At 67.3% G+C, this 24806-nt stretch carries 25 protein-coding genes and 3 pseudogenes; 12 read left to right on the top strand and 16 right to left on the bottom strand.

The window, feature by feature from the left end; all coding sequences use genetic code 11:
* Nucleotides 1-99: 99 nt before the first annotated feature.
* The gene (locus BKA18_RS34505) at nucleotides 100-3168 is read right to left on the bottom strand and encodes a discoidin domain-containing protein (RefSeq protein WP_366048703.1); all 3069 of its coding nucleotides are present in this window, start codon (nucleotides 3166-3168) and stop codon (nucleotides 100-102) included.
* 622 nt (nucleotides 3169-3790) lie between these two features.
* On the opposite strand from BKA18_RS34505, the gene BKA18_RS34510 reads away from it, so the two are divergent.
* From BKA18_RS34510 to BKA18_RS34525, 4 genes and pseudogenes are all read left to right on the top strand, one after another.
* Entirely contained in the window at nucleotides 3791-4195 is a 405-nt protein-coding gene (locus BKA18_RS34510; RefSeq protein WP_366048702.1) for a hypothetical protein, read from the top strand.
* Nucleotides 4196-4398: 203 nt separating this feature from the next.
* Nucleotides 4399-4755: an SPDY domain-containing protein gene (locus BKA18_RS34515; protein ID WP_366048701.1), complete on the top strand. Its 357-nt coding sequence runs from the start codon at nucleotides 4399-4401 to the stop codon at nucleotides 4753-4755.
* 104 nt (nucleotides 4756-4859) lie between these two features.
* A complete protein-coding gene (locus BKA18_RS34520; RefSeq protein ID WP_366048700.1) occupies nucleotides 4860-5153 on the top strand; it encodes a hypothetical protein in 294 nt (97 codons plus the stop codon).
* 29 nt (nucleotides 5154-5182) lie between these two features.
* Nucleotides 5183-5982, top strand: a pseudogene (locus BKA18_RS34525) (SPDY domain-containing protein).
* A 365-nt stretch (nucleotides 5983-6347) separates the two neighbouring features.
* Here BKA18_RS34525 and BKA18_RS34530 read toward each other — a convergent pair.
* The 9 genes and pseudogenes from BKA18_RS34530 to BKA18_RS34570 form a co-directional block, all read right to left on the bottom strand.
* Complete coding sequence (locus BKA18_RS34530) at nucleotides 6348-6602, bottom strand: hypothetical protein (protein ID WP_366048699.1); 255 nt, start codon at nucleotides 6600-6602, stop codon at nucleotides 6348-6350.
* On the bottom strand, nucleotides 6599-6889 hold the full coding sequence (locus BKA18_RS34535) for a hypothetical protein (protein ID WP_366048698.1): 291 nt from the start codon (nucleotides 6887-6889) through the stop codon (nucleotides 6599-6601). The genes BKA18_RS34530 and BKA18_RS34535 overlap by 4 nt, the downstream gene beginning before the upstream one ends.
* Entirely contained in the window at nucleotides 6871-7038 is a 168-nt protein-coding gene (locus tag BKA18_RS34540) for a hypothetical protein (protein ID WP_366048697.1), read from the bottom strand. The genes BKA18_RS34535 and BKA18_RS34540 overlap by 19 nt, the downstream gene beginning before the upstream one ends.
* Nucleotides 7039-7111: 73 nt before the next feature.
* Nucleotides 7112-7513 carry a hypothetical protein gene (locus BKA18_RS34545; protein ID WP_429638739.1) on the bottom strand — a complete coding sequence of 134 codons (402 nt, stop codon included), beginning with the start codon at nucleotides 7511-7513 and terminating at the stop codon, nucleotides 7112-7114.
* Between the two features lie 132 nt (nucleotides 7514-7645).
* Nucleotides 7646-9356: pseudogene (locus BKA18_RS34550) on the bottom strand (relaxase/mobilization nuclease domain-containing protein).
* Between the two features lie 11 nt (nucleotides 9357-9367).
* Complete coding sequence (locus tag BKA18_RS34555) at nucleotides 9368-9865, bottom strand: plasmid mobilization relaxosome protein MobC (protein ID WP_366048695.1); 498 nt, start codon at nucleotides 9863-9865, stop codon at nucleotides 9368-9370.
* Between the two features lie 131 nt (nucleotides 9866-9996).
* On the bottom strand, nucleotides 9997-10230 hold the full coding sequence (locus BKA18_RS34560) for a hypothetical protein (RefSeq protein ID WP_366048694.1): 234 nt from the start codon (nucleotides 10228-10230) through the stop codon (nucleotides 9997-9999).
* Nucleotides 10231-10320: 90 nt separating this feature from the next.
* Complete coding sequence (locus BKA18_RS34565; protein ID WP_366048693.1) at nucleotides 10321-10512, bottom strand: hypothetical protein; 192 nt, start codon at nucleotides 10510-10512, stop codon at nucleotides 10321-10323.
* The gene (locus BKA18_RS34570; RefSeq protein WP_429638740.1) at nucleotides 10509-10709 is read right to left on the bottom strand and encodes a hypothetical protein; all 201 of its coding nucleotides are present in this window, start codon (nucleotides 10707-10709) and stop codon (nucleotides 10509-10511) included. The genes BKA18_RS34565 and BKA18_RS34570 overlap by 4 nt, the downstream gene beginning before the upstream one ends.
* Before the next feature lie 700 nt (nucleotides 10710-11409).
* On the opposite strand from BKA18_RS34570, the gene BKA18_RS34575 reads away from it, so the two are divergent.
* Nucleotides 11410-11571: a hypothetical protein gene (locus BKA18_RS34575; RefSeq protein ID WP_429638741.1), complete on the top strand. Its 162-nt coding sequence runs from the start codon at nucleotides 11410-11412 to the stop codon at nucleotides 11569-11571.
* A gap of 556 nt (nucleotides 11572-12127) precedes the next feature.
* Here BKA18_RS34575 and BKA18_RS34580 read toward each other — a convergent pair.
* The 3 genes from BKA18_RS34580 to BKA18_RS34590 all read right to left on the bottom strand — a co-directional run bounded on the left by BKA18_RS34580 (nucleotide 12128) and on the right by BKA18_RS34590 (nucleotide 14479).
* Complete coding sequence (locus tag BKA18_RS34580; RefSeq protein ID WP_429638742.1) at nucleotides 12128-12730, bottom strand: WhiB family transcriptional regulator; 603 nt, start codon at nucleotides 12728-12730, stop codon at nucleotides 12128-12130.
* Between the two features lie 154 nt (nucleotides 12731-12884).
* Nucleotides 12885-13592 (bottom strand): zinc finger domain-containing protein, encoded by a 708-nt coding sequence (locus tag BKA18_RS34585; protein WP_366048690.1) that lies wholly within the window; start codon nucleotides 13590-13592, stop codon nucleotides 12885-12887.
* 2 nt (nucleotides 13593-13594) lie between these two features.
* On the bottom strand, nucleotides 13595-14479 hold the full coding sequence (locus tag BKA18_RS34590) for a helix-turn-helix domain-containing protein (protein ID WP_366048689.1): 885 nt from the start codon (nucleotides 14477-14479) through the stop codon (nucleotides 13595-13597).
* Between the two features lie 634 nt (nucleotides 14480-15113).
* Here BKA18_RS34590 and BKA18_RS34595 point away from each other — a divergent pair.
* Nucleotides 15114-16007, top strand: a complete 894-nt coding sequence (locus BKA18_RS34595; RefSeq protein ID WP_366048688.1) for a helix-turn-helix domain-containing protein — start codon at nucleotides 15114-15116, stop codon at nucleotides 16005-16007.
* Between the two features lie 193 nt (nucleotides 16008-16200).
* On the opposite strand, the gene BKA18_RS34600 is transcribed toward BKA18_RS34595, so the two are convergent.
* Both BKA18_RS34600 and BKA18_RS34605 read right to left on the bottom strand, forming a co-directional pair.
* Nucleotides 16201-17457: an MAB_1171c family putative transporter gene (locus BKA18_RS34600; protein WP_366048687.1), complete on the bottom strand. Its 1257-nt coding sequence runs from the start codon at nucleotides 17455-17457 to the stop codon at nucleotides 16201-16203.
* 9 nt (nucleotides 17458-17466) lie between these two features.
* Nucleotides 17467-18036: a hypothetical protein gene (locus BKA18_RS34605; RefSeq protein ID WP_366048686.1), complete on the bottom strand. Its 570-nt coding sequence runs from the start codon at nucleotides 18034-18036 to the stop codon at nucleotides 17467-17469.
* Nucleotides 18037-18432: 396 nt separating this feature from the next.
* Here BKA18_RS34605 and BKA18_RS34610 point away from each other — a divergent pair, with 396 nt between their 5' ends.
* The 3 genes and pseudogenes from BKA18_RS34610 (at nucleotide 18433) to BKA18_RS34620 (ending at nucleotide 21957) form a co-directional block, all read left to right on the top strand.
* Nucleotides 18433-19083, top strand: a complete 651-nt coding sequence (locus tag BKA18_RS34610; RefSeq protein ID WP_366048685.1) for an HAD-IA family hydrolase — start codon at nucleotides 18433-18435, stop codon at nucleotides 19081-19083.
* Nucleotides 19084-19254: 171 nt separating this feature from the next.
* Nucleotides 19255-20303, top strand: a pseudogene (locus tag BKA18_RS34615) (S66 family peptidase).
* 199 nt (nucleotides 20304-20502) lie between these two features.
* Nucleotides 20503-21957, top strand: a complete 1455-nt coding sequence (locus BKA18_RS34620; RefSeq protein WP_366048684.1) for a hypothetical protein — start codon at nucleotides 20503-20505, stop codon at nucleotides 21955-21957.
* 9 nt (nucleotides 21958-21966) lie between these two features.
* Here BKA18_RS34620 and BKA18_RS34625 read toward each other — a convergent pair whose 3' ends face one another.
* The gene (locus tag BKA18_RS34625; protein WP_366048683.1) at nucleotides 21967-22485 is read right to left on the bottom strand and encodes an NUDIX hydrolase; all 519 of its coding nucleotides are present in this window, start codon (nucleotides 22483-22485) and stop codon (nucleotides 21967-21969) included.
* A gap of 214 nt (nucleotides 22486-22699) precedes the next feature.
* Here BKA18_RS34625 and amcB point away from each other — a divergent pair, with 214 nt between their 5' ends.
* The 3 genes from amcB to BKA18_RS34640 all read left to right on the top strand — a co-directional run bounded on the left by amcB (nucleotide 22700) and on the right by BKA18_RS34640 (nucleotide 24798).
* Nucleotides 22700-23851, top strand: coding sequence for a cyclophane-forming radical SAM peptide maturase AmcB (amcB, locus tag BKA18_RS34630; protein ID WP_366048682.1), 1152 nt, complete (start codon nucleotides 22700-22702; stop codon nucleotides 23849-23851).
* The gene (gene amcA, locus BKA18_RS34635) at nucleotides 23848-24036 is read left to right on the top strand and encodes a multiple cyclophane-containing RiPP AmcA (RefSeq protein WP_366048681.1); all 189 of its coding nucleotides are present in this window, start codon (nucleotides 23848-23850) and stop codon (nucleotides 24034-24036) included. Before amcB ends, amcA begins: the two co-directional genes overlap by 4 nt.
* 78 nt (nucleotides 24037-24114) lie before the next feature.
* Entirely contained in the window at nucleotides 24115-24798 is a 684-nt protein-coding gene (locus BKA18_RS34640; RefSeq protein ID WP_366048680.1) for a pentapeptide repeat-containing protein, read from the top strand.
* Nucleotides 24799-24806 lie beyond the last annotated feature (8 nt).

The raw sequence follows: 24806 nt of genomic DNA on the forward strand, positions 1-24806 counted from the left end.
TTCAGGCACCCCCACGCCAGGCCCTTCCTCATGGATCAGGCGGGCCACGCCTGGCACTGCCCGGCATGGCCCGCCTGATCCAAAGCTCTGGACAATTACTCAGTCGTTGTAGACCTCGAACCCCTGCACGGTTGGAGTGCTGGAGCGGGTCGTTACGGTGAGTTTGAGCTTTGTCGTCGTCTCTGCGGGGAACCGCAGTGTTCGTACGACTCCGGGGTAGGCGTCGGTGGCGATCTCTTTCCAGGCTGAGCCGTCCCAGGATTCGATCTTGTACGTCTGGATGGCGCCACCGTATTGCTGTGCTTCGCGGAGCACGATGCGGTTGGTGGTGATGGCCTGGTCGAACGTCAACGTCAGCGTTGGCATGGTGTCGCTGTTAGCAGCTGCCCATCGTGTCTGGCTGTTGGCGTCGATGGCATTCGAGGCGTCGTGTCCGATGACGTTGAGCGCGTCGAGGGTCAGGTATTGCCCTCCGGTCTTGGTGACTTTGATCGTGTGCGATCCGTAGGCCAATCCGCGGATGCTCGCGCAAGCCTTCTGGTTGGCTTCGGTAGCGGCGTAGCAAGTGCCCGAGAGCTCTTGTTTGCCGTCGATGGTGTATGTGAAGCTGCCTCGATTGGTGGCCATGGTGGAGATGAAGTCGATCCCAAAGCCAGTGAACGTGTAGGTGAATGAGTCGTTGTTCGCCGTGGTGACGCGCTGCTTACCGCCGTAGAGGCCGGTGTACGGCTGTTCGACCCATGACCCGGCGTAGGTTACCGCGCTGGAGTTGTCGTCCACGAGGGTCGACGAGTTGTAATTGCTGCTCGACGATGCGGTCGCCTTGAGGGCCAGGTCCGTGGTGGAGTCGGGACCGTGGAGCTCGGTGGCCCAGTTGTGGGGGACCCCGAGACTGTCGGTAACGTCGGTTTCGAGTCCGGCAGCCTTGATCACGTCCTGTGCAGCGCTGGGCCACGCGTCCCCGACGATGGTGGTGTTGTTGGTGCTGTCGCAGACGTCGTTGACAAGACCCTGTTGACAGGGCGCACCGTTGGCGTTCGACCAGTTGCCGGTTACCGTGTTGTTGCGTGAGGCGGCGCTGGGGTCTTCGTTGATGGCGAGCCATTGGATGCTTCTGTGCAGCACGTTGTTTTTGTCGGTGTAGCCCTGTGTGCCGTTGTCGTGGGCTATCGCGGCTACCGAGCCAGGCGCGGCCTCGGGAGCGTCGGCGTAGTAGTTGTTTTCCTGGACCGAGTTCGGCTGAGAGCCCAGAGTGTAGGACGCGCCGCCGTCATGGCCGGCAAGTTCGTAGTGGTGTACGTAGTTATTCCTGATCCGGTTATTGCCGGCGACGGTTGGGGTGGTCAGCTGCACGGTCGTCGATTTTGTGCCTGGTCCGGTCGCCGACCCAGTGCCGTCACCAATGCCCCCGTTGTCCAAGTACGTCCATCCCCAGCCCACGGAGATGCCGCTGTAGGGGATGTCGCTCACTTCGTTGTGCGCGATGTCAAGACCGTTGACGAAGCCGCCGAAGATCGGGACTCCGCCCTGGAACTCCTCCGCGATGTTGTGAATGTAGTTGTCCTGCACGGTGATCGCGTAAACCGATGCGTCGTCGCCGTAGTATTTGAGCGCATCGAGGCTGAGGTAGTCTCCGTCGGTCTTGGTGACGGTGAGGGTGTGGCTGGCGTTGGAGAGACCACGAATGCTGGCACAGTTCTGCGGCTTCGCCGTGGAACCGCCATGGCAGGTACCCTCCTGCTTGGTTCCGCTGTCGATCTGGTAGGTGAATTTTCCCCGGTTGGACGCCATGGTGGAGATGAAGTCAATTCCGGTGCCCGTGAAGGTGTAACTGAACGAATCCCCATTGGCGGTTGCCGCGTACTGGGTACCGCTGTGCTGGTCGGAGATCCCCTGCTGCGCTGCCCACGATGATCCGTTGTACGTGATTCCGGACGCTGCATCGTCGATGACCGTCGCGGAGCTGGGACGCTGATCCTGCTTGCTTATCCCGCCGACCTGGACGCCGCTTGCGGAGACGTCGTAGATCTTGTTTCCCAGGATCGTGACGTCGTGTGAGCTGTGTCCGACGTTGAGCCCCGCATCACCGACGCGGGTGATGGTGTTTCCCTGGAACAGGATGTGATGGGCATACGTGATGTCCACGGCTGCGGGGGTTTGGGTGTAGTCGGAGTAGCGGTACTGCGATCCCAACAAGCCAGTGATGGTGAAGTTTGCCTGTTGCTCGACGAAGCCGTCCACATCACCGTTCGCTGCCGGCACGAACGGGGTGGTCCACGTGGAATCGGCGAAGGTCAGCCCCACGAATTGCAGGTTGTGCACTTCGTTTGCCGCGTCGCTTCCCGCCACATTGAGCAGTTGTTGCACGGCAGGGTAGGTGACGGTGACGGCGTTCGAGCCGGTCATGCTCTCGCCCGGCTTCGGCTTGTAGTACAGGGTTTCCTTCTGGCTGCCATCGACGGTGCCGGTTCGGTCGAGATACCACTCACCCGAATCGTCGAGCAACTCGTACGCGTTCTCGACCCAGTAGGGCGTCACATCGTTCAGGAAGGGCAAGTTGGTCTGGTTCTTCCAACAAGGCTGCGCCATGGTGACCGCCGTACCCGAGACCGACGCCACCGGGCATCGGGAATACGTCCACCTGGCATGGTAACTGAACTCGATCTGACTCGGGTTTTTCCACCCGGCCATGGACGCGGCGGTAGTTGTGGTGTAACCGGTGGCTGTCTGCGTGAACCCTTGCGGATGGTACCCGCCACGCGCGAGAGTTGCCCTCTGACCATTGACGTATATCTGGCGCGTATTCACCCCCGACGCCACCTGCGCCTTCCAGATGTGCTTGGTTGAGTCGGACTCGGTCCATCCGGTCACAGTCTTCGCCCCGCTCAGCACCACATGAGCGCCGGAAGCGGCCTGCCACCTGACGTTGAACCCGTTTTTCCCGGAGTCGTCCTTCCCGAACGAAAGGGGAGCGGACAGGTCATACGTACCGCCGCTGAGATTCACGACGATGTCGCCGGTCATGCCCGAGGTCAATGCCCGGACGTTCGTCTTGGCTTGTGCGATCGCGCACGGGCTGGAAGATGAGCAGGCAGTACCGCTTCCTGACGGGGAGACGTAAAGCGTTTCCTGGACCGCGGCGTTCGCCACGGCTGTGTGGAACACCACGGACGCTGCTACCGACACCGCTAGCGTGGTCGCCAGGGCAAGCCCTCGCCGGCAGAGTGAAAGTCTTCGGGCCATTTTCGTCGATCCTTTGCTGCCAAACACTGACAGGACAGAAGGCTGCGGGATGAGGCGGAGCTCAAGCCACGCAGGAACCAGAGGAAATCAAATGCCGTGATGCCAATCGCGCATGTGGCGAGTGATCTACGTCGTGATCCTCCTGCAGCGCTCACCACGTCCGGCCAAGAGGGACCAGGCGAGGCGAGCGCTACGCTCGCAAGCCATGGGCGGTCACGGGTATCAGACCTCCGACTTCATGTACGATTGACCGAGCGTGGACCCGGGAGTTCCGCCAGTCAAGTCCTGTGCAATGAAAGCTGCCCGGATATCCACAGTTTTCGTTATCCCCTGGGGTAAGCCCGCACCTCACCAGTTCGAGGGCGTGATCTGGCGGTTCAGGACGGGCGGTCAGCCTCAGCACAGGCCGCGGCAGCTTCCTGGAAGTGACGGGCTGGGCCTTTGACGGACACCGGGCTCTGGGTACCGGCCGGGCTCATACCGCGGCGGCCATGCGTTCCTGGATGCGCTACGACATCCCGCTCGCTGGAAACCTGACGGTGGCCTGATGACCTCGGAGCCACCCCACGGACAGGTGGGCAGGCACCACCGTTCCGTGGTCATCGAGCTGGACGGTCTCCTCCAGCATGTGCCAGCCGAGTACCACCCGACCGGCGTGCTCGTGGGGCACATGCTGACAGCCAGGGCTTTCCACGCCGAGTCCCGGATCGGTGAATGCCCGGTACCGGTGGCCATGCCGCTGCACCGGCCCACCGCACGCACCGACCCAAGACTGATCGTCGTGGACGACCTGGCCGAGCGGTGGGTTATGGGCTTCAACGTCCAGTACAACCACCTTCGCTATCGCATCACCGGCTTCTACCCCGCCGGACGGCCTGGGGCCACCCTCAATGGCTCGCACCCCTGGGGATGGGCAAGTCCCCAAGCCGCCCCGAATGAGTGGACGCACTGAACAGCGGGTCTCAAGGTCGTTTCGGATCGCATTTGAAGTGGGCGCTGAGGCTGTAAGCCAGTGTGGAGATCCCACAGCGAGCCCCCATTTCTCAGTTCGCCGGGGGCAGACAGGAAAGATCACGGAAAGACTGGCCAACGTGTGCGGGGGCATGTCAACGTAGACAACCTTCCGGAAAAGCCCCAGGTCAGAGAGGTGATGCCGTGACTGTGGCGCCTGCGAGCCGCCCCGGATTCTCCACCACGAGCGATGCTCTGCGGCTCCGTGAATGGTCGCTCGGCCCGGGCCAGCCCAGCGAGGTGATGGACCTCTTCGCCGCTGACGATTTCCACTTCGTCGTGGACGACCGTGGCGACGTGCACCTGGCGAGCGCAGACGGCCGCTTCTACCTTGGCTGGTACCCCAACGGCCGTCTCGGCCGGGAAGGCGAGGGATGGAAGCTCGCCGTCACCGGAAACGCGAATGCCCGCGGCTACGAGGTGTCCTTCGACCGCGAGACGCCGGCCGACATCGTCGCCGCCGCCGTGGCCCGCGCGCTGGAGACTTCCCGGCGCCTCTAACACCGCAGGGCCGAGTCGAAGTCCTACACCGAAGGCTGCTCTCCGAATCCCGGCGGCAGCACAGGCTGCCACCCATCGCGATCACTCAACCAAGGAGGCTGCCCGTGAGCCACACGGAGATGACCGTCGGAGACCTCATCGACCTCTTGTCCGCCTGCGATCGGAGCGCTCCGGTGCGGCAGGCGATGAACCCGTTCTTCCCGATGGCGCACCGACTCGCGCAGGTCATCCAGGCCGTGGACGAGACCGGACGGCCCGTCGTCTACATCGCTGAAGGGCGGGACGCGGACACACAGCTCGGCCATCTGCCACCTGATGTCGCCGTTGAGCTGGCCTGGCAGTCTCCCGTCCAGCCGCCCCCACGCCGCTCCCGCCGCACTGCGGGCGGCGGCAAGTAGAACCCCGCACCTAGCCTTCGGAGGCGCACCTGCACCCCGAGTTTCCGCTCGACCCGTCCACCCCGAACAAGGCTCAGCCCGCGTACTGGGTCGGCCCCCGGCACCTGGCCGGTGACGACGGGCGTCTCTACGACACCGTCGCCGACACGCTCGCCGGCCTCGGCTGGACGAGCCTGACGATCGTCCGCGGACGGCAGGAGCCGGACGAGGCACAGGAAGACCGCCAGGTCCTGCGCAGCACCGTCCTGCACATCAGCCCCGACACTCTCCGCTGGGCCCAATGGGTTCTGGCAGACGAGCCATTCCACCTGGGGGAGCTGCCGATCGCCTGGCAGATCTCCGCTCGCCCGGACGCGAGCAGCCCGCTCGCGCAGTGGACCGCCTACTTCACCCCCGACGTCCCGGGGGAAGTCCTCGCCGACTTCCTCATCGCGCTCGATGCCGGCGATCAGCCCGATGTCCCGCTCGGCAGCGTCGAGTTGGTCCTCGATGCGGTCACCGCACACGGCTGGCTCCGCGACATCGACCAGCCCCACGCGGGAGCGATCGACCCGACCTTCGCCTCGCACCTCAGCTTCGGCGAGATGCCACCTCTCATCCAGGACGCCGACCCGCGCGCCCTGACGGCTCAGACCGACGAGGCGAGGCCGGCCGGGTGGCAGGCGTGGGCCGAGCCCGTGCTGGGCGCACCCATCCTGTGGGCCGCGTCCTTCAGCCGCACGACCTTGTCGCCGTGTTCGCCAACGGCCTCAGCTCGACCGCACCAGTCCTGCGCCGAGTCCTGCCCGAGAGCACGCGCGAGCGGCTCCTGCGTGCCCCGGCCAGCTGAGACGGGGACGGCGTGCCGTCCCCGTTTCAACACAGCATTTTCCCGCGGCGGTTCAGGCCCCCGCTCTCGGCCAGAGCGAGAGAGGCGAGCGGACCGTGGTACGCCCGAAACCAACCCCGGGCCTTGAGCCCCCACGTGGGAATGGCGCCCACGGACCCCGCCCGCATCACAGACCCCCACGCTGTCCGCTCACTACCCGGTCAGACGCTCGCAAGCCCGGCCACCTTGAGAGAGGGCCAGGCTTGCGAGTTTTTCGGGAGCACTGACCCGGGCCAGGCCATCGGGGCGACGGCATGACCGTCCAGGTGCCTGATGACACGCCGGTGCCCCCGACCAGACGGTCGGGGGCTCCGGCATACGGCACTTCAGCGGGTTGCTGCCGCCTTGGCGAGGGCCTCGTCGACGTGCTGGTCGACGAGGGCTGGCGAACCGGAGACGATGACCAGCACGATGCCGTCACGGATCGTGGTCTGCTTCACCACGGTGTCGCGCCCATCGGCGGAAAGGGTGATGAGCTGACTCCAGCGCTCGTCACCGAGCTGGGGCGCGGTCATCCTCTGTGTCGTCACGTCGACCTTGGTGCTGCCGACGAGGACCTGGTACTGCGGGCAGCCGGTCATGGTGTCGAAGATCCGGCCGGTGCCGGTCGAGAGCTTCCCCGAGGTGTCGCTGTACAGCTCTCGGAGATCTCCGAGTTGCTGCTGGCTGTGAAGGTGAAGGTGGCCTTCGCCTTGTGCGGGAAGTCGAGCGAGCCGCCCATGGCCGCAGCACCGCTCATGTCGTTCAAGGCGGGACAGCCGAGAACGGAGACGTCGTCGTGCTGGGTGGGACGCTCGGGCTGGCGGGCGTAGCCGCTACCGAGCTCGCTTTCGTCGAGCAGACGTGTCTTCAGCGCGGTCGACGGCAACGGCGCACCATGTCCAGCATGGGCCGGCTGACCTCCGCGGGCGGGGAGGGAGCGGTCGGCTTGGCCCCGGTGCTGTTGGCCGAGCAGGCGGGCAGTGCGAGGAGAGCAGCGGCGGTGACGCCGAGGGCGGCGACGATGCGAACGCGCATGGTGGAACTGACCCCTTGTGCTAGGTGACGGTGGTCAGTACGGGCTCGTGGGCCCGGGTCGTAGGAGTGGGGGTCAGTGGCCGAGGTGCCGCAGGCAGTCCTCGAACGTCGCATGTGTCGCGTCCGCGGGGCCAGCATGGCGGTTGTACCAGGCCGTGTCGAGTCGCGTTTCCTGCTGCTGGTGCCCCTGGCGGCAGCGCAGCCAGATCTGGTCGCGGGTGGAGAGGATGAGCCAGTCCCGGTACGCACTGCACTCGGCGCAGGTGATCATCTCGTCGTCGAGGACGATCGGCTGGGCCCAGGGCATCATCCGGCCGTCGAGCTGGTTGTGGCTCGGGATGCGCAGCTCCGGCGGGAGGAAGTCGTCCACGACCGACGCCGGCTCGGAGGGCTGTGGTTCGGCCGGCATTTGTTCGGGCTCCGGGGGCACCAGGCCCTCCAGCTGCGCCCATGACTGGTCATGCAGGCGCCGCATCTCGTGTGTCTCCGCACGGCGGCGGCGTATCCGGTGAAACACGTGGGCGTCCTCCCTTGTCGTGTCCTGCTCGCTTCATGATCGTGCCTCAGATTCCTGACCTGCTTCAATTCACAAAGTCCACAGTCACGGTCATCCGCGCCGGGGCCCGGGCCGTCCCGGTGTCCGCTGTCCTGCCGGGTTTAGCGAGTGCCCCGTGTGCGCGTCGTTCGCCGTGTCACTGGTGTCGGCGGGCAGGTCCGCAGTCCGCCGCAGCCGCCACACGAGTACGTCCGCGACGGAGTCTGCGGTGTCGAGTTCCCGTCGTCCGGCGGCGTCGGCGAGGAGGCTTGCCGGGTCGTGGCCGGCGGCTTCGGCGTCGGCGAGGGTGGCAGCGAGCGCGTACCAGCCGGGCTCGGCCAGGATCTGTTCCGCCAGCTCCGGCAGCGCTTCGCGCAGCGCGGACGTCTGTCGCTGCACCAGAGGGCTGCCCAGGCGCCTGCCGCGCTGGTAGAGCGTGCCAAGGGGGTGGGCAGCGGCGGCCTGGTAGGCGGCACGCAGGTGCTCGGCGGCCTGGCGGGCGGCTTCGGCCTGCTGAGCGTGGCCCTTCTTGGCGTGCCAGTGCATGGCGGCGGTGATGAGGAAGACCAGCATGTCGATCGCCATCGCGGTCGTGGCGCCGTCCTCGCCACGGCCGAGGGCGGGGCCACCGTGGACGAGGTCGCGGGCAGCTTGCCGCAGCGCCCGGTCGTGCCCGCGTTCGGCACGGATGTGAGAGCGGGAGGCTCGTTCGAACGCGAAGGCGGCGTCGCGCAGTTCACGGCGTGTGTGGGCGGCGGAGGTCTTCGCGAGCGCGTCCAGTACCTCGCCGGTCGCCGCGATGTGCGCTGCGGCGACCGCATCGTCGCCGTGCTCGACGCTCGTGATCGCTGTCCAGGCGGCCGATGCGGTCCGGCGACGCGCGGCAGAGGGCTTGTCCGGGGCCGCGCGGCCAGAAGTATCCGGCAAGGGAGCCTCGTCGGGGTGGTCGGCGGACCAGCGTTCCCGGATTCGTGGCAGGGACAGGTCGGGGGCGAGGCGCGCGCCGGGGTAGAACACGGGCTCGCCGTCCTTGTTGAGGTCGTCGGGCAGGGCGACCTTGTAGCCGAGCAGGTCGCCGGAGGGGGCTACGCGCTTGCGGATCAGAAGGCCGGCGGCGGCCAGCCGGTCGAAGAACTCTGTCTCGCTCGCCGCGCCGGCGACCGCGCGGCGCAGCGTCTCGCGCAGCTCCTCCCGCGCGGTGCGCTCGCGGCCCTGCCGCTCGGCCTTGTGACGCTCTGCGCTGGTGGGGCGCTTCGCTGCGGTGCCGTCGCCCGTGTTGAGACGGCGCAGGCCCAACTCGGCTTCCAGGCGTCGGGCTTCGTCCTGGACGCGCCTGGCGTCGTTGTTGATGTCGGGGCGGTAGCCGTCCTCGCGTACGACGGTGGCGACGATGTGGATGTGCTCGTCGGCGTGCCGGACGGCCACCCACCGGCACCCAGCCCCCTCCTCGGGGGGGATCGATGCCCGCGGCAGCGACCATACGGCGGGCTACGTCCCCCCACTCCTCTTCACTCAGGATCCGGTCGTCGGGACCGTTGCGGACGGACAGGTGCCACACGTGCCGCTCCGGTCGTTCCGCCTGGTCGAGGTTCTCGACCGGCTGGTCCAGGAGCTGTTGGAGCTGCTTGAGGGTGGCAGTGTCATCCCGGCCGGGGTCGGGTGCGCAGTGGTCCCAGGAGGCCACCAGGTGCGGGTCGATGTGCTCCTCGAACTTGCCGGGCCCGTACAGGTAATAGAGGATTCCGATGGTGCGCTTCCCGCGCTTGTGCTTCCTGGGGATCATGGGTTGCGGTCTCAGTTCTGCTGGAGGAGCTGATCGGTCGCATCCTGGACGCGCTGCACGGCGCGGTGGGTGGCTGCGAGGACGGCATCGAGTTCGGCAGGCCAGGCGGCTGAGTTGAGTGCCTTCGCGGTCTGATGGAGGTTGTTGCCAACCTGGCCGAGATGCCGGCGCGCGGCGAACAGTTCAGCGACCAGCTCGCGATGGCCAGCGATGGCGGCAGCCGTGTTGTCGAGGTCGTGCGCGGCGGCGAGACCGCTCCGGGCGAGAAAGGCGGGCAGGCTAGTTCGCGTCGCGGTGGCGGCAGCGCTGAGCACCGTCTTCTCGGTGTCATTGAGACGGACATAGATCACGTGCACGCGCTTGTCGTCGCCGGACTTCGGCGGGCGTTTGCGCACGGCCTTCGTGGCGTCGCGGCGCTTGCGTCGCGACGGCTGCTCCTGCGGCTGCGATCCGCCCTCGGTCGCTGCCGCCCGGACCTGCGCCCCCCGGTGCTGGTCCGGTCCCGCCACCTTGGGGGCGGGTTGCCCCGAGGCCGTCTTCCCCGACGGGGAAGACGGTCTTGGGGGATAACTTGCTCCCCCCGAGACCGAGTTAAGGTCCCGAGACGGTTCCGGGGGCGAGGGGGACTGGTTCGGGTTCGTCACTGTTCACCGCCCTGTGTGGCGTCGACGATCTCCAGGATTTCGAGGACGAAGTCGAAGGCATCCTCCGTGTCGGTCAGGTGATGGATCTGGTGATCGGGGCCGATCTGGACGAACCACTGCCCTTCGGGACCGTCGACTGCGGAATGGATCAGTCCGTACCGCAGGAAGGTGTGCAGGAACGCCCGGACCAAGCGGTCTTCGAACTGTTCGGGAGCGGTTGCGTGTGTCATGGCGATCTCCTTTGTGGAAAGGGGCGGTGGCCCGGCGTGGAGCCGGGCCACCCTTAGCCGTCCAGGGCTTTGAGCTGCTGCTTTGAAGGTTCAGCCGCACTCGGGGCAGCGCTCGACGTGGCCGCTGAGAGCCCGGGCCATCCGCTCCTTCGCCGATGCCGCATGCTTCGCGCTGGACTTGGCCGCCGGCCGTCCGGCATGGCGCATTGAGTGAGCGTTCAGGAACCCGATCTCCCGCTCGTACTCATCGCCGAGGGCAGCGAATCGGGGGCAGGTCTTCATCGGGTGGTGCTCCTTGTCGTCGTGCTCGTCTCGCTGCGCAGTTGCTGCAGGACGAGGCTCAGTCGGTCATTCCGGCCACCCACGAGGCCCTCGCGCCGGAGGATCTCCCGCAGCTGGACCCGGGTTACGGTCTCGTTGCCGTCCCGGTCGAGCAGGGGCGGGACGTGGGGGCGGAGCTGCTGGACGAGTTGCTCCACGGTTTGCTCCGGCCCGCGCGGAGGACGCTGCGTCTGCGGACTGCGGGACCGGCTACCACGGGTTGTGGTCCTGGGGGTCGGCTTCCGCCGGAGGGGCACCTTGTGTCCCTGGTCTCCGGTCCCGGTGTTGGTCCCCGGTCCCGGGTCCCTGGTGGGCGCGGTCCCGGTGTGGTCCCCGGTCCCGGCCTGGTCTCCGGTCCCGGTGTTGGTCCCCGGTCCCGGGTCCCTGGTGGGCGCGGTCCCGGTGTGGTCCCCGGTCCCGGCCTGGTCTCCGGTCCCGGTGTTGGTCCCCGGTTCCCGGTCCCTGGTGGGCGCGGTCCCGGCGTGGTCCCCGGTCCCGACTTGGTCCCCGGTCCCCGTGTGGTCCCCGGTCCCCGTGTGGTCCCCGGTCCCCGGTCCCCGGTCCCCGGTGGGCGCGGTCCCCGCGTGGTCCCCGGTCACCGATCGATACGGTGTCACTGGGCTGGCTGCCGGTGGGGACCGTGGTGCGCTGGACCTTCGGTGAGGGGACCGTGACGGCGGGTTTTTGGTCGTGGAGCGGGGACCAGGGGGAGGGCAGCGGGACCGTGGCGAGCGCGAGTGCGTGCCGGCGGGCGGCGAGCTGGTCGAGTAGCTCGGCGCGCTGGCGGGGGTCGGTGCCGACTCCTGTCCGTCCGATTGCCTTCGACAGCCGCCGCGTGAGTCCTCGGCCTCGCCAGCCTTGCTGCTGCTTGGGGGTGCGTTCGGCGAGGCGGACGACGAGGGCGACGGCGCGTGCCGTGGCGCGGTCTGCGGTGATCTGCGCAGCGTCGCGATCTCGCGCGGCGATGCCAAGGCGGGACAGCAGCCGTTCGCGTGCCTCCCGCCCCAGGACGGCGAGTAGACCGTGGGAGGCGGCGCCTGGGGTGCGCAGACGCAGTTCGATCCCCATCGCCTGATGCCAGAGCATCGCCGCCATGATCGGGCCGACGAAGGCGCGGACCGTACCGCCGATGGGGCCGCTCTCGGCATAGGCAGGGACCACCTGCACGCCGGTGATGACCCAGACCAGTGTCCCGGGCAGCCCGGGTGCCCCCTGGACCGCCAGATTCTGCCGGGCCATCAATGCGGTGGCGAACAGAGCGAGTTCACCTGCCGCAAACATGCCGATTCGCTCGCCGACGCCGGCCATGTCCAAGAAGTCGGCGGCGAATCGCCAGCTCGTGTCGGCAGAGTAGGCGGTGCAGCCGACCGCAGCGAGAGCGGCGACCCTGACGGCTGCCGGGCTGCCGAAACGATTCGGCGTACGTGCTTTCCGGCGGCGGGCTGCCCAGCCCGTCAGGGCTAGGGCGATGGCGGCGACGGGGATGCCGATGGCGAGGAGGAGGGATGGGTCCTGGGCGATGCCGAGGGTCAGGGTCATGCCGCCTTTCCGAGAGGGGCGCCCGTCGAGGGCGAGGTCACTGGGCCGGACACGGGCTGCTTCGTGGCGGGTTTGGTGGGTAAATGGGCCGCCTGGTCGTCCGGGTGCTTGGCGTCCGCTTCTTCTTGCGGCGGGGCACGCCGAGGTTTCGGTCGCGGTCGAAGACCTTGAGGGCTGCCTGTCGCAGTAGGTCACGGGCGTGCTTGTGGCCGATCTGCAGGGCGGCGGCGAGCCGGTCGGTGTGCCAGCCCCGGACGTAGGCGTGGTTGATGACGACCTGGCGCTCGGACTCGGTCAGGTGCACGTCGCGTCCGTTGAAGAAGGCGATCACGCGGCTGTAGTCGAGGCGTTGAGGCAGTCCGTCATGCCAGGGGCGCCGCTCGGCTTCGGTCAGCCCGCCCCATACGCCCTCCTTGAGGTCGTTCTCCAGGGCGTAGTTGAGGCAGTCGCGGCGTACCGGGCACCAGCCGCAGAGTTCCTTCGCCTCGGCGATGGCTTCGTGGTCCCGGGGGAGCGGGAAGAAAACGGCGTCGGCGTCCTCGACGTCCATGCCGTGGCACGCTCCGCGGGTGTGCCAGCTGGTGTCGCCTATGCCGCGCAGGCCGGTGGCCGGCGCGTCGTGGGTGGTGATGTGGCGCAAGGGAGGCTCCGATGTGCTGCCGCGTCGGCCGGTCGGGTGCCGGGGGGCGGATGGACGCGGTGTCGGGGGCCGGCTGCGGCGCAGGGCGTGCGCCGCAGCCGGGTGATGGTGGTGTCACGTTGGGGCACCGGATGGGGTGCACCGACGCGGTCGGTCACGCCAGGGCGGGCTGGCCCTGCTCGGTCTCCTGGGCCTGCCGGGCGGCGGCGAGGTCGAGACGACCAGGGTGGGGGGTGACTCGTGGTGCGGTTCCGCGCGCGCCGCCGTCGGGGGCGACCCGGCGGCGACGGCATGGCTCGCCGATCTGGGCCCGGCACCACTCGCACATGACGCCGAGGGCATCGGGCTGGCCCTGGGCGACCGCCGCCTCGCGCGCCGCACGAGCGGGCCGGTAGGGCGCGAGCGCGACTCGGACCTCTGGCGGTATGCAGGAGCCGTTGTTCCGCAGCCGTGCCTTCAGCTCGGGAGCGAGCTGGCTGCTGGTGATTGCCCGGTACTGCGCGGGCTGAGCGCTGCCGGCCGCCACCGCGCGCCGGGTGCCGACCAGCTCGGCGGTCCAGGCCGCCTGGTCGTCAGGATCAGCCCCCGGCGTTGGGTCGGTGTGCCGGGCCAGCCGGTCGCGCCGGTAGCTCTCCCACGGGCGGGCGATGTCCGCAGGCAGGACCTGGTAGGGCGAGACCCTGATGTGCTGCCGGGCGGCGGCGCGGGCATCCCAGCCGTGGGGCGTGGTCATCGGCACGTCGCCGAGCAGCTCGTGCCACGTGGCGATCTGGTCGCGGGCCTCGCCCTTGTCGGTGCGGATGGTGCGGGGGTCGAGTCGGCCGATGTAGGCCAGCAGGGCGGCGAGTTCGCGGCGGTCCATGGCTACTCCGATCCGGTCGGCTCGTCGAGGGCGGCGAGCAGGGCTGCGGTGTGGGCTTCGGCGCGGGTCATCCCGCTCGGCTGGGCGGGGCCGCTGCCGGGCGCGGCGTAGAGCTGCGGGCCGCCTGGGGCGCGCTCTCTGGCGATCCAGGAGCGCCAGTCGGCAGCCCAGGCACCCGCCGACCGGGGCTTGAAGTCGGCGCGGTGGGCACGCCACTTCGCGTCGGCGGCGGCGAGGCCCTCCTGGCCGAGGCGGTCGAGGTGGCCTTGCTGGCGGGCCCAGGTGTGGGTGTCTGGGTCGACCTGCCACTCGCTGGCCGGGGTGACGGCGGTACCCCTACTGCTGTACCTACGGTTCACCTTCGGTTCACTACGGTTCTGGGGACCGGATTCCGGTACACCGCTGTGCCGGTTTCCGGCACGCCGATGTGCCGGTTTCCGTCGCGAGGTACCGGATTCCGGACCTGCCGGATTCCGGACCGTGCCGGGGGATTCCGGTACCTCGCGGGGGCGGATTCCGTACCGCCTCAGGGGCGAGATCCGCAGCGTCGGCTCGGCCTCGGGCTCGTCCATCGACGCGTCGTCGCTGGCCTGCTCCCTCGTGGCCTGCGCTATCGCCTTCGCGGCGAGGGGCAGGCGGTAGACCGTGCTGCGCTGGGGGCCGACGAGGTCGTCCAGCTGTTCCAGCTCACCGCTGGCGAGCAGCCGGTCGAGGGCGTCGCGGACCGTGGACCGTGAGGCATTGGCGCGCTCCTCCAGGCTCGTCAAGGAGGCCCAGGCGATGCACTGCTCGTCGGTCACTCGGTCGGCGATCGACAGCATGACCAGGCGCCCAGCTCCCTTGCTGGAGCTGTTCTCCCACACCCACTCGCGGGCTTCGCTGCTCATCGGCCGCTCCCGCTCATGACGCGGGACCGGCGGCTGGCCGAATCCGTGGTGGTGTGCTCCGCTGCGCAGCAAAGTGGCGCCGAGGCGAAGGTGGATGCCGCGCGGGCGAGGCCGGATGGCCTTTTGCGCAGGGCAGGAGGCATGCAACAATCCCTTGCGTGTTGCCACGCTGAAGCGCCCGGTGGAATGGGATCAGCGTGGTGATGGTGGGCAATCTCCGCCCTTGCCGGGGCGGGCTATGCCGTTAAGCGTCCGGCGTCCGGGAGTTCCCGCTCTCGGGCGCCGCCGCTGTATGCGGACCTACGACGTCTGTCGGTACCTGCCGTGCTCCTCACCTTCGCACCGCCGGGCGGGCCGCCCGGGGACAACGAACATGGCACGGACCTGCGTCAAGATCCAGAGTTGGCTCTTAATCTCTGTACTAGTTGCAGAGAGTGAGCAGGGGAAGCGGAATGCATGCGTGCGCTCTTCCGTTCATGGTCGATGGGCTCGGTCCGGCCGGCGGGTGCGATCAGCCAGTAGGCTGAGGAGAAAAGCGCCAAGACGGATGCCAGAGCAGCCCCCACCTGCCGCGATGCACAAAACCTACGCTAGGTGGGCTTGTGCATCAAGCGCGGGTAGGCTGTGCCCGTCGATGGCCGCGATCCAGAGTCAGGAGAGTGCAGTGTCGGTTCGCCAATTCGATGGCCGGCGCGTGCTGGCGGCACGGCGAACCGCGGGATTTCAGCGCCCCGAGCTGGCGCGGCTACTCGATGTGAGCAAGGATGCGATCGGTGGCTGGGAACGGTCCGACACCGCACCCTCCCCCGAGCGCTTGCCGGCCCTTGCCGAGGCTTTGGGGCAAGACCTTGATGTGCTCTTCCCACGGCTCGGGCCGCCGGATCTGAAGGATCTGCGCTGCGATGCCGGATTCACCCAGGCAGAGGCGGCGCGGGCCCTCGGCATCAGTCGTCTTCCCCTGTCCAATGCTGAAGCAGGAACACGGCCGCTTAACGCCGACTATGTCGAGCCCCTTGCTGACCTCTACGGGGTGAGCCGTGAAGAGCTGGAGAAGGCGCAGGAGAGGTCCTTCGGTAAATCCAGCGCCCCCAACCCAGAAGATCGGCCGCCTCAGAGCCTCGGTGAGAAGATCACGGCCTTGCTTCAGCGGAAGCCGCTATCGGACGGTGAAATCGCGGACGCTGTCAATGCCGCAGCAGGCTTCGCTGCCGTGGACGCGGCGGGTATCGAGGCACTGCGGACCGATAGTCGGGGGTCCGCTGAAGTTCAGGCCGGCCTGCCGTCCGACAGCCTGCTCGCGGGGCTGGGGGCGGCATTCAACGTCCAGCCGTGGTACTTCGCGCCTGGGGAAGAGGTCGAACGGCAGATTCTGGACCGGCTGGAATTCCTGAGCCTCATGCGCAGTGACGGCGTCAGCGTGGCCGCCCGCGGCGCCAGCAAGGGAGTCTCGGCCGCCATGTTGGCGACGCTCAGCGAGGTCCTTGTACGCCACGAGAACGCACACCGCCCCGAAGAAGGCGAGCGTTAAGCTCGTTGGTCGGCGCTGGAGCCGACTGGGCTCAGGTGTCCAAACAACGGCCGCAGCCTGACCCCCGGATCGCCTGAAACGAAGACCTGCAAGATCGTCCTGGACGATGATGGCTTCGGCTGGCTGCTGGCCCTGGCGGCTACCCCTGCCCGATCGAATCCCGGCCAGCTGACGGTGTAGCTCCTGATGCTGGTTAGGGCGAGTGAGCCTCGCACCTGCCCAGCTGACGCCAGCAGGGCAGGCCGGCCTCGGCAACCAGCTCTTCCGTCTCGTGCGGGCGGATCCTGGCGTAGACGGCCTGTACTCGATGGAGCCAGGCAGCCTCGCCGCTGGCGGTGCCGAAAGGCTTTTCCGGCAGGGGCTCTGCCGGCACCTTGGAGCGACAGCCGCGGGTGGCTGAGGTGAGCGCGGCTTTGATCCAGTGAGCCTCCGCGGCCGGTTCAGCGTCACGATGCCTGCGTGCAGCCTCTTCCGCGGCTGGCCAGAGTTCGGGTGTCGCGTGATGGCGCAAGAGGTCGACGGCGTCGCCGATTTCCTGGATCCACCCGTCCTGTCGCACATCCAGCGGGGGAGACCAACGGGTCATCTCCCGAAGGCGGGTACCAGCAGGCTGAAAGGTGACCTCGGGGAACGCTTTAGTCAAGTCGCACCGAAGGGAATGCATTCGCCACAGGGAGCGCCATGTGCGCCAACGATCGGCTGCGACATGGGTGGTGGGCAGGCTGGCCCCAAGAGCGAACAGAGTTGCCGCCAACACGTTAAATGCGCTGCCCAGGTTTTCAACGATGTGGTCGACGTTGGCAGGGGTGGGTGCGAGCATCGCGATCCACATGTACGTCAGGCGTAGCACCGCGTACAGGGTGTAGAGCCAGGTTGAGGCAGCGCCCAGCGCCAATCCGGTGCGCAACACGAGGGAGTCGGCACTGCGGCTGACGTGCGTCCACTGGTACGCGACGGTCCAAGCGGACGCGCCAAGGTAGAGGTAGTAGCACGCCATGAAGGCCGCAGCCCCCCACTCGCCGGCGTGGTCGGCAGCGAAGTCGCTACTGGTGTGCCTCCGGTCAACGGCGAGGAAAAACAGCAAGATCATCACGGGAACGACAGCGGGAATCGAGCGCCGTGCGATTCGGGCTACCTTCCGCGAGATGGCGATATGCCTCGGGGCATCGTCCCCAGCAAGCACGAGTAGATAGCTGGTAACGGAGTAGTTGAGCATAGACAGGCAAGCTGCGATCGATACCAGATACTTCACCAGGGCATCGAAGTCGACTATGCCAACTTGCCCCAATGCCTCCTTGATCGGAGGGAATCGGATCCATAGTGTGACGGCAAAGCCGGCACTGCAGCCCCACAATGTGCGTCGGAGGGGATCGCCATAGCGGGCACCAGGCAGACGCCATAGCGCTACTGCAGTCATCGCAACGGAAACGGCGAGGATCAGGGAATCCAAGGAAGCCCCCTACGGCAGGCGCCTACGCGGCGGTGCTATCGGGTGCGTGAGGCTGGCCTCCATCACGCTGATGAGATCGGTGCCAGGTGCTGCTTGCCGTCGCGCCAGGCGCTTGATGAGGGAGGCGGAAAACTCTGCCTGGCGTTCCTCGTGGCTTTCGTAGTGCGCTCGCGCTTGGACCACCGGACTGTCCCCTCGCACGTCGGCGAGGAACGCTTGGAATAGAGGAGGGAGGAGCTGATTTTCCTCTTCCGGGGTCAGGGATTTGCCATGGCCGAACCAGAGGTGAGCAATCTCGTGGATGATGACGTGCTCAGTCTGGTTGGGGGTGGGGCGTGGCCTGTAGAGGATGAATGTCGAGTTCAAACGCTCTACGGTGACGCGCAGCCCGCAAGCCGTCCGCATATCTCCGTGTGCATCCGACACGGGAACGAGGTGGATCTGACATCCGCGCGCCGCTTCGATCTCGGCAACGAGGCCCGTGAGGCTGAAAGGGGAGGGGATGGGCAGGTCAGCCAGCTGACGTTCGCATCGCTTGCGCAGCAGACGCATCTCGCTGGTCCGGCGCAAGGGACCCATCACTGCACCTTTCGACGGACTAGAGCAACGCAACCCCTGGGCTTCCAAGGTTGAACTCCCTGTTCGCCTTGAAGTCGAAAGCGGAATGCAGCATTCCGCCTCGGGATGCGTGGATGATCATAGAGCACGCGAGTGAACGCACCCGCTGGGATCCCTGCTGCGTCGCGAGCAGTCCGGGGTTGGACTGCCGCTCTTCTGGGGGGAGTTGGTGAATCCGCGGCCCGTCGCGGGTCATCCCGGTGGCTGAAAATGTGCTCCACGCCTCACTTGGTTTACGCGTCATCTACTTGCCCCTGTGGTGGATTTGCCGCTCTAAAGTCCGATGTGGGAGGAGTGCCCTGTTGGGCTAGTTGGCGGTGTCGAGGGGGGATGAGTGGCGCGGTATCTTCAAGCACCATGAAGTTTTCGGCCGATGCGCTCTTGTTTGACAGTGACGAAACGCTCGTTTCGTCTATGAAGTCGGTTTTCCGTTGCTGGTCGCAATGGGCGGACGCTCATGGCCTCACAATCGCGGAGATCATGGAGGTCCAGCCCCACGGCAGGCCAGCCGCAGCCATCGTGGCCGACCTTCTGCCGGCCGAAGAAGTGGCTTCGGCAGTGGCTCTTCTCGAACAGGCGGAGGTCGACGACGCCATCGCCGGAGGGGTTGTCCCCGTCCCCGGTTCACGGGAGCTATTGGCGTCGTTGCCAGTAGACCGCTGGGCGGTGGTTACTTCCGGCACGCGCAGGGTCGCCGACGCGCGCCTAGCAGCCGCAGGAGTGCGCGCGGTTCACGTCGTTACGGTGGATGACATCACCCATCACAAGCCCGACCCGGAGCCATTTCTTCTCGCGGCGCAGCGCCTGGGTGTCGATCCCAAGCGCTGCGTGGCATTCGAAGATGCCCCGGTGGGACTTGCGTCTGCGCGTGCGGCGGGGATGGCAACGGTGGCTGTCACAACGACCCACGCCGCCAGTGCCCTTGATGCCGACGTGGTGATAGCGGATCTGTCGGCAGTCACCACATGCGCCACTGATGCTGGCGTGGAGCTGACGATCGCTGTCTGAGGTTTCGGTCACGCCTCCCTCTCGGTGGGCCCACTCGTTCGACGGCAGGGTGAGAGGGCGAGGTCGGCGTTCACCTCTGCCAGGTGGGAGACGGCGAGAGCGCCTTAATTGGATCACGACGTGGTGAAATGCAGGTGAGGGAAGCCAAGTTGGCGCCTTAGCCTCCTGTGTATGAAGACGTCTGTGTATCCGCCCAAGCCCGTGCCCGGTGACCGGATCGCGGTGATCTCGCCGTCGTCCGGTCTGCCGGGAGTGCTTCCGCTTCCCTACGAGCTGGGGCTCCGGCGGCTGCGGGAGGACTTCGGGCTGGAGCCCGTGGAGTATCCGGCCACGCGGCGGATGGGGTCCACGCCCCAGGAGCGGGCCGACGACATCCACGCGGCGTTCGCCGATCCGACCGTCAAGGCGGTGATGGCCAGCATCGGCGGTAGCGATCAGATCACCGTGCTGCCGCTGCTGGACCGGGAGTTGATCCGCGCCCACCCCAAGCCGTTCTTCGGGACCAGTGATAACACCAACCTGCTGATGTTCCTGCGCAATCTCGGCCTGGTCGGCTATCACGGAGCCTGCCTGATGACCGAGCTCGGCCGCCCCTACGCCCTCCACCCGATGTCCGCGGATTCGGTGCGCGCGGCACTGTTCACGTCCGGCCCCTACGAGCTCCGGGCCGCCGAGCGCTTCGGGGACACGGACCGCGACTGGGCGGGGACCCCGAGACTTTCCGCGTCGAGCGGGACTCGGAGCCCGCCGACGGGTGGATCTGGCACCGGCCCGAGCGGGTCGTCGAGGGCCCCTCCTGGGGCGGCAACATCGAAATCCTGTCCTGGCTGCTGATGGCCGACCGCGAGGTTGAACGCGACCCGGCCGCGTACGACGGCGGCGTCCTGTTCCTGGAGACCTCGGAGGAGCTGCCCGCGGCGGAGGAGGTCTTCCACATCCTGCGCAGCATGGGCGAGCGCGGGCTGCTCGCCCGCTTCCCCGCCCTGCTGATGGGGCGCGCCAAGGCTTGGTCCTTCGACCGGCCGAACGGCCCGGAGGCCAAGCGCCGTTACGTCGTCGAGCAGCGCGAGGCGGTCCTGCGCGCGTTGGCGGCGTACGCCCCGCAGACGATGGCGGTCTTCGACGTGGACCTGGGCCACACCGATCCCCAGGTGGTGATCCGCTACGGCGGCACGGTGCGAATGGACGGGCCGGCCCGGCGGATCACGGTGATGTACTGACCCCGGTGACGTACTGACGCTGATGAGCTGAGCGCCTCGGCGTCCGGCGTCCCGCCGCCGGTGACCAGGAGGCCCATGGCGAGGCTCTCGGTGGGGCGCTTGGCGGGCGCCCTTAAGGCGACCCCTCGAACGTGCTTCCCTGGCAGGTGAGTTGGGTAAATTCGGCCGGGCGATCCGTATCCGACGGCGGAGGGGGACCATGAAGTCGGCGCGTGTGGGGCTCGCGGCATTCGAGGGAAGAGCGGGCCAGGCTGCCCGGACACTTCTGCAAAACCAGGGCTACGACGGGGGATGGGGCCTAACGCTCACGTCGGTCTCGTCGATCGTCAATACCAGCGAGGTTCTGCCGATCCTGCGCGCCGCTGGTATCGCCGGCCAGCCGGCACGTCGGGCGCTCGATTTCCTGACCTGCGCCATCTCGGAGCATTGTCAGCCCCGTCACAAGGGCGGCCGTGGTGAGCACACCCGGTTCATCGCCTTCGGTCTGGCCGGACTGCTGTCCCACCCGCGGTTCTTCCACCGCGCCGGTGTCGCAGAAGTCGCGGCCTGGTGTGTCGGATGGCTTGAGGATCACCATGTCGACCACGGCTGGCCGGAAGTGCTGGGGCTTGACGACACCTCGCTGCACCAGACCGCCCTCACCGTTCACGGGCTCGCTCAGCTCAGAGGTACGCTCCACGACCTGGGTCCCCGACTCCTCCTGCCCGGCGGGGTGGAGACCAGCAGCCTGCTGAAGCGCGTTGAGCCGCTGATCGAGCACGGTGTCCGCGGCTTGCTCTACCACCGGCGCTCCAGCGGGGCATGGGGGTGGCGCACGTACGTCGATACAGATCCGAGCCCCAGCAAGACTGCGCTGTGCCTGCTCGCCCTGTCAGCCGTCTGTTCGGGAACAGGGCCCGACGGCGCGCCCGCCTACCGGGACGACCCGCGGGAGACCGGAGGCGTACATGGCGCGGGGCAGGTGAAGCGGCTGCGCGAGGTGGTAGCCGACGCGGGTCTGTGGCTGCTGCGCAACCGTCACCGCTGGGAGATCTTCGTCGAGGACGACAAGGACGTGCAGGGCACCGCATGGGAACACATGGCCTACGCGCTGTGCACGCAGGCCACCATCCGGGCCGGCGCCAATCCAGGTGACCCCCGGCTCGCCAAGGCGTGGGAGTTGATGAATGACCTGTGGGATCCGCAGGCCGGACTATGGAACGAGCCGGGAGCCTCCGGCAAGCGTGCCACCATCCGGGCCGCGTACTACACGGTGTCGGCCTACGAGGAAGCACTGCGCCACCTGACCCGTATGGGCTTCGACGACAGCACCCCAGAGGGGGCCAGCGACGCTTCGGCCGAAGTGGTCGTCGAGAGCGTGGCACTCGGTTCGGGCCGGATGATCCTTGCCAAAGCCCGCTCCAGCGAGGGAACGGTGGAGTGCGAGGTGTCTGAGCGCCTCTTCGACCTGGTCAAGATCGTGTACGAGGCTCCCGACGGCTGGCTGTCGACCGAGCGGATCGCGGGAGCGCTCTACGTTGCCCCGTCCTCGGTTCCCAAGTACGTCCAGCGACTGAACCACGCGGTGTCCGCCGCTTTCGGGAGTGCTCCGATCCGGCTGCTGCTCGCCGCCACGGTGGACGGCGCCGGCGGCTACCGGCTCGCGGGTCGATAGAGCAGCCGTCTACTCGGCACGTTCGCTGACCACCGGGTAGTTGAGCAGCGCGAACCGAGCCAGGGAGCGGACCTGGTCGAAGGTCTTGAGGTCATCCAGGTCCTCCAGGCCGAACCACGCGGCCCCGTGCACCTCTTCGAGCTGCGCTTCGACTGCCTGCCCCTGGGTGCCGGGCTGGCGCTGGATGAAGAAGAACTGGACCAGCGCGGGGGTGGCGAACCCTTCGCGTTCCACGTCGACGTAGAACGGCACAGGCTCGGGGGTGGCGTTCCCATCCGCGGGGTGGATCTCCGGCTGGCTGGAGATCGCCTCCACCAACAGCCCCGTCTCCTCCTTGAACTCACGCACCGCCGTACCGGCGAAGGACTCGCCGGGCTCGATATGGCCGCCGGGCGGCACCCATTTGTCGAAGCGGTTGTGGTGCACGAGCAGGACTTTGCCCTGCTCGACGAGGTAGCCCGAGCAGATGTACACCAGACCGACATCGCGGGAGGTGCGGCCGTCGTGGATCAGAATCGAGCGAGACACGTCCGCCACGATAGCCCACGGGCTCTGCTTGAACTCACATGCAAATACGGCGACTTCTGATCAGTGTCATTGCGCGGCCGATGACATGTCATCGGCAGTGACAGCGAGATGTCATCGTCCGCACGTCACGGTGGGCTGGATGGTGGTCGCATCCCGCTCGCCGGCCCTTTGCGCCGGGGTGGCGATGCCCCTGTCCGTTGCAGAGAGGACCACGATGCTCTCTCATTCGCTCCAGTGGCGTTCCCGGTACCAGCAGCGTTTCGCCTCCCCACACACCGTCGTGGTGCAGCCCACGACCTGGTGCAACCTGGACTGCCGGTACTGCTACCTGCCCTTCCGCAAACTCACACACCAGATGCCCGAGGAGGTAGCCGACGCCTTGGCGCAGCAGGTGGCCCAGTTCGAGGACATCGATCACCCGATCGGCATCGTCTGGCACGGCGGCGAACCGCTCGCAGTGGGGCAGCAGAAGTTCGCCGCCCTGCTCGCGCCGTTCGAGGCGCTGCGCCGCGAGGGGCGAATCCACCACTATGTGCAGACCAACGCGACGCTCCTCACCGATACCTGGTGCGACCTTCTGGCCGCATACGACGTCCGCGTCGGGGTGAGCATCGACGGCCCGGCCGTCGTGAACAGCGCCCGCGTCGACCTTCGGGGCAAGCCGGCCTTCGACCGGACGTTGCGCGGCATCAAGCACCTGCGCGAGCACGGCATCCCCTTTTCCGTGATCTCCGTGGTCGGCACCGACGGCATCACGATGCCGGAGGAGCTGCTGGAGTTCCTGGCCACCCTGGGGTGCCACTCGGTGGGCTTCAACATCGAGGAGATCGAAGGAGTCAACACCGACCGGGAGGCCCCCACCCCCGTCCAGGCCGAGGATTTCTGGCGCCGTACCCTCGCCTGGACCCGGGAGCATGGCGGCACCTTCACCGTGCGGGAAGTCGAGCGTCTGGCCGAGTACCTCCAGCTGATCCGCACCGGGCAGAGGGCCGACTGGGACCAGCGCCGCCTCGACCCCACCCCCACCATCTCCTGGAAGGGTGACGTGGTCTTGCTCTCACCCGAACTCGCGGACGCCCAGGCGCCCGAATACGGCAACTTCGTGGCCGGCAGCATCCTCGACCAGCCCCTGACCGAGATCCTCCGCGGCGCCTGCCGGCTGCGCTACGTGCGCGACTTCCTCACCGGCCTGGACCGCTGCCAGGCCGAATGCGAATTCTTCGACTTCTGCCGCGGCGCTCAGGCTTCCAACCGCTTTTTCGAAAACGGCAGCCTCACCACCACCGAAACCAACTACTGCCGGACCTCACGGCAGGCCCTGGTCACGGCCCTGTCCACCCTCGCAACGAAGGAGGCAACTGCATGACGTTCCTGGAAAGACTCGCCACCTCCGACGCCCCCATCGTGATGGAGTTGACAGCCACGCAGGACGCCCAACCCCAGAGGGTCGTTGAAGCAACATGGGACAACCGACCTACATGGGATAACTGGGCGAAGAGTCCGGCACCGTTTGATAACCGCCCAACCTGGGATAACTGGAACAAGAGGTAAGCCGTGCCGCTGCTGGTGCGCCCTTCCCCGGCGTGCCAGCAGCGGCGGCGACCGAACGACCGCGCTGAAAGGCTGTTGATGGACACCCGCAGGATCCGCCGCACGAGCGTCACGCTTCCCGCCCTGAACGAGCCGGGCCTCTACCTCTCCAACGTCACCTCGCTGGAGGGGGGCCGCGGACGGGTGGCAGAGTTCAACTACGCCGACGCCGAGCTGCGTGACCTCGACCTTGCCGACACTCACCTGATGCACGGCCGGATCACCGGGCTCAAGACCCAACGCACCCGCTTCGACAAGCTCCGCGTGGACTCCGTCGAAATCTCCGGCTGCGACCTTTCCTCCCTGCAGTGGTCCGACAGCAAGGTCTCCCGTGCCGTCTTCCGCGACTGCAAGCTGATGGGCGCTGTACTCGAAGAGGTCACGCTCGACAACGTCCTGTTCGAGAACTGCAAGCTCGACTACAGCACCTTCACCCGTATCAAGGCCGCCGGATCCGTAATCTTCTCCAAGTGCTCGCTGCGCGAGACCACGTTCGTCGCCGCCGATCTGCGTACCGCCCTGATCGACGACTGCGACCTTCGGCTGACCGAGTTCGACGGCGGTAAATACGGCGGCCTCGACCTCCGGGGCAACGACCTCTCACAGCTCCGTGGCCTCTCCTCACTCCAGAAGGTCGTCATCGACCACGCCCAGACGCTCCAGCTCGCCGAGGCCCTTGCAGCCGAGCTGAATGTCACCTACGGAGAGAACATCCCGGAATAGAAGCAACC

Source organism: Streptomyces auratus (assembly GCF_050433025.1).
GTDB lineage: Bacteria > Actinomycetota > Actinomycetes > Streptomycetales > Streptomycetaceae > Streptomyces > Streptomyces sioyaensis.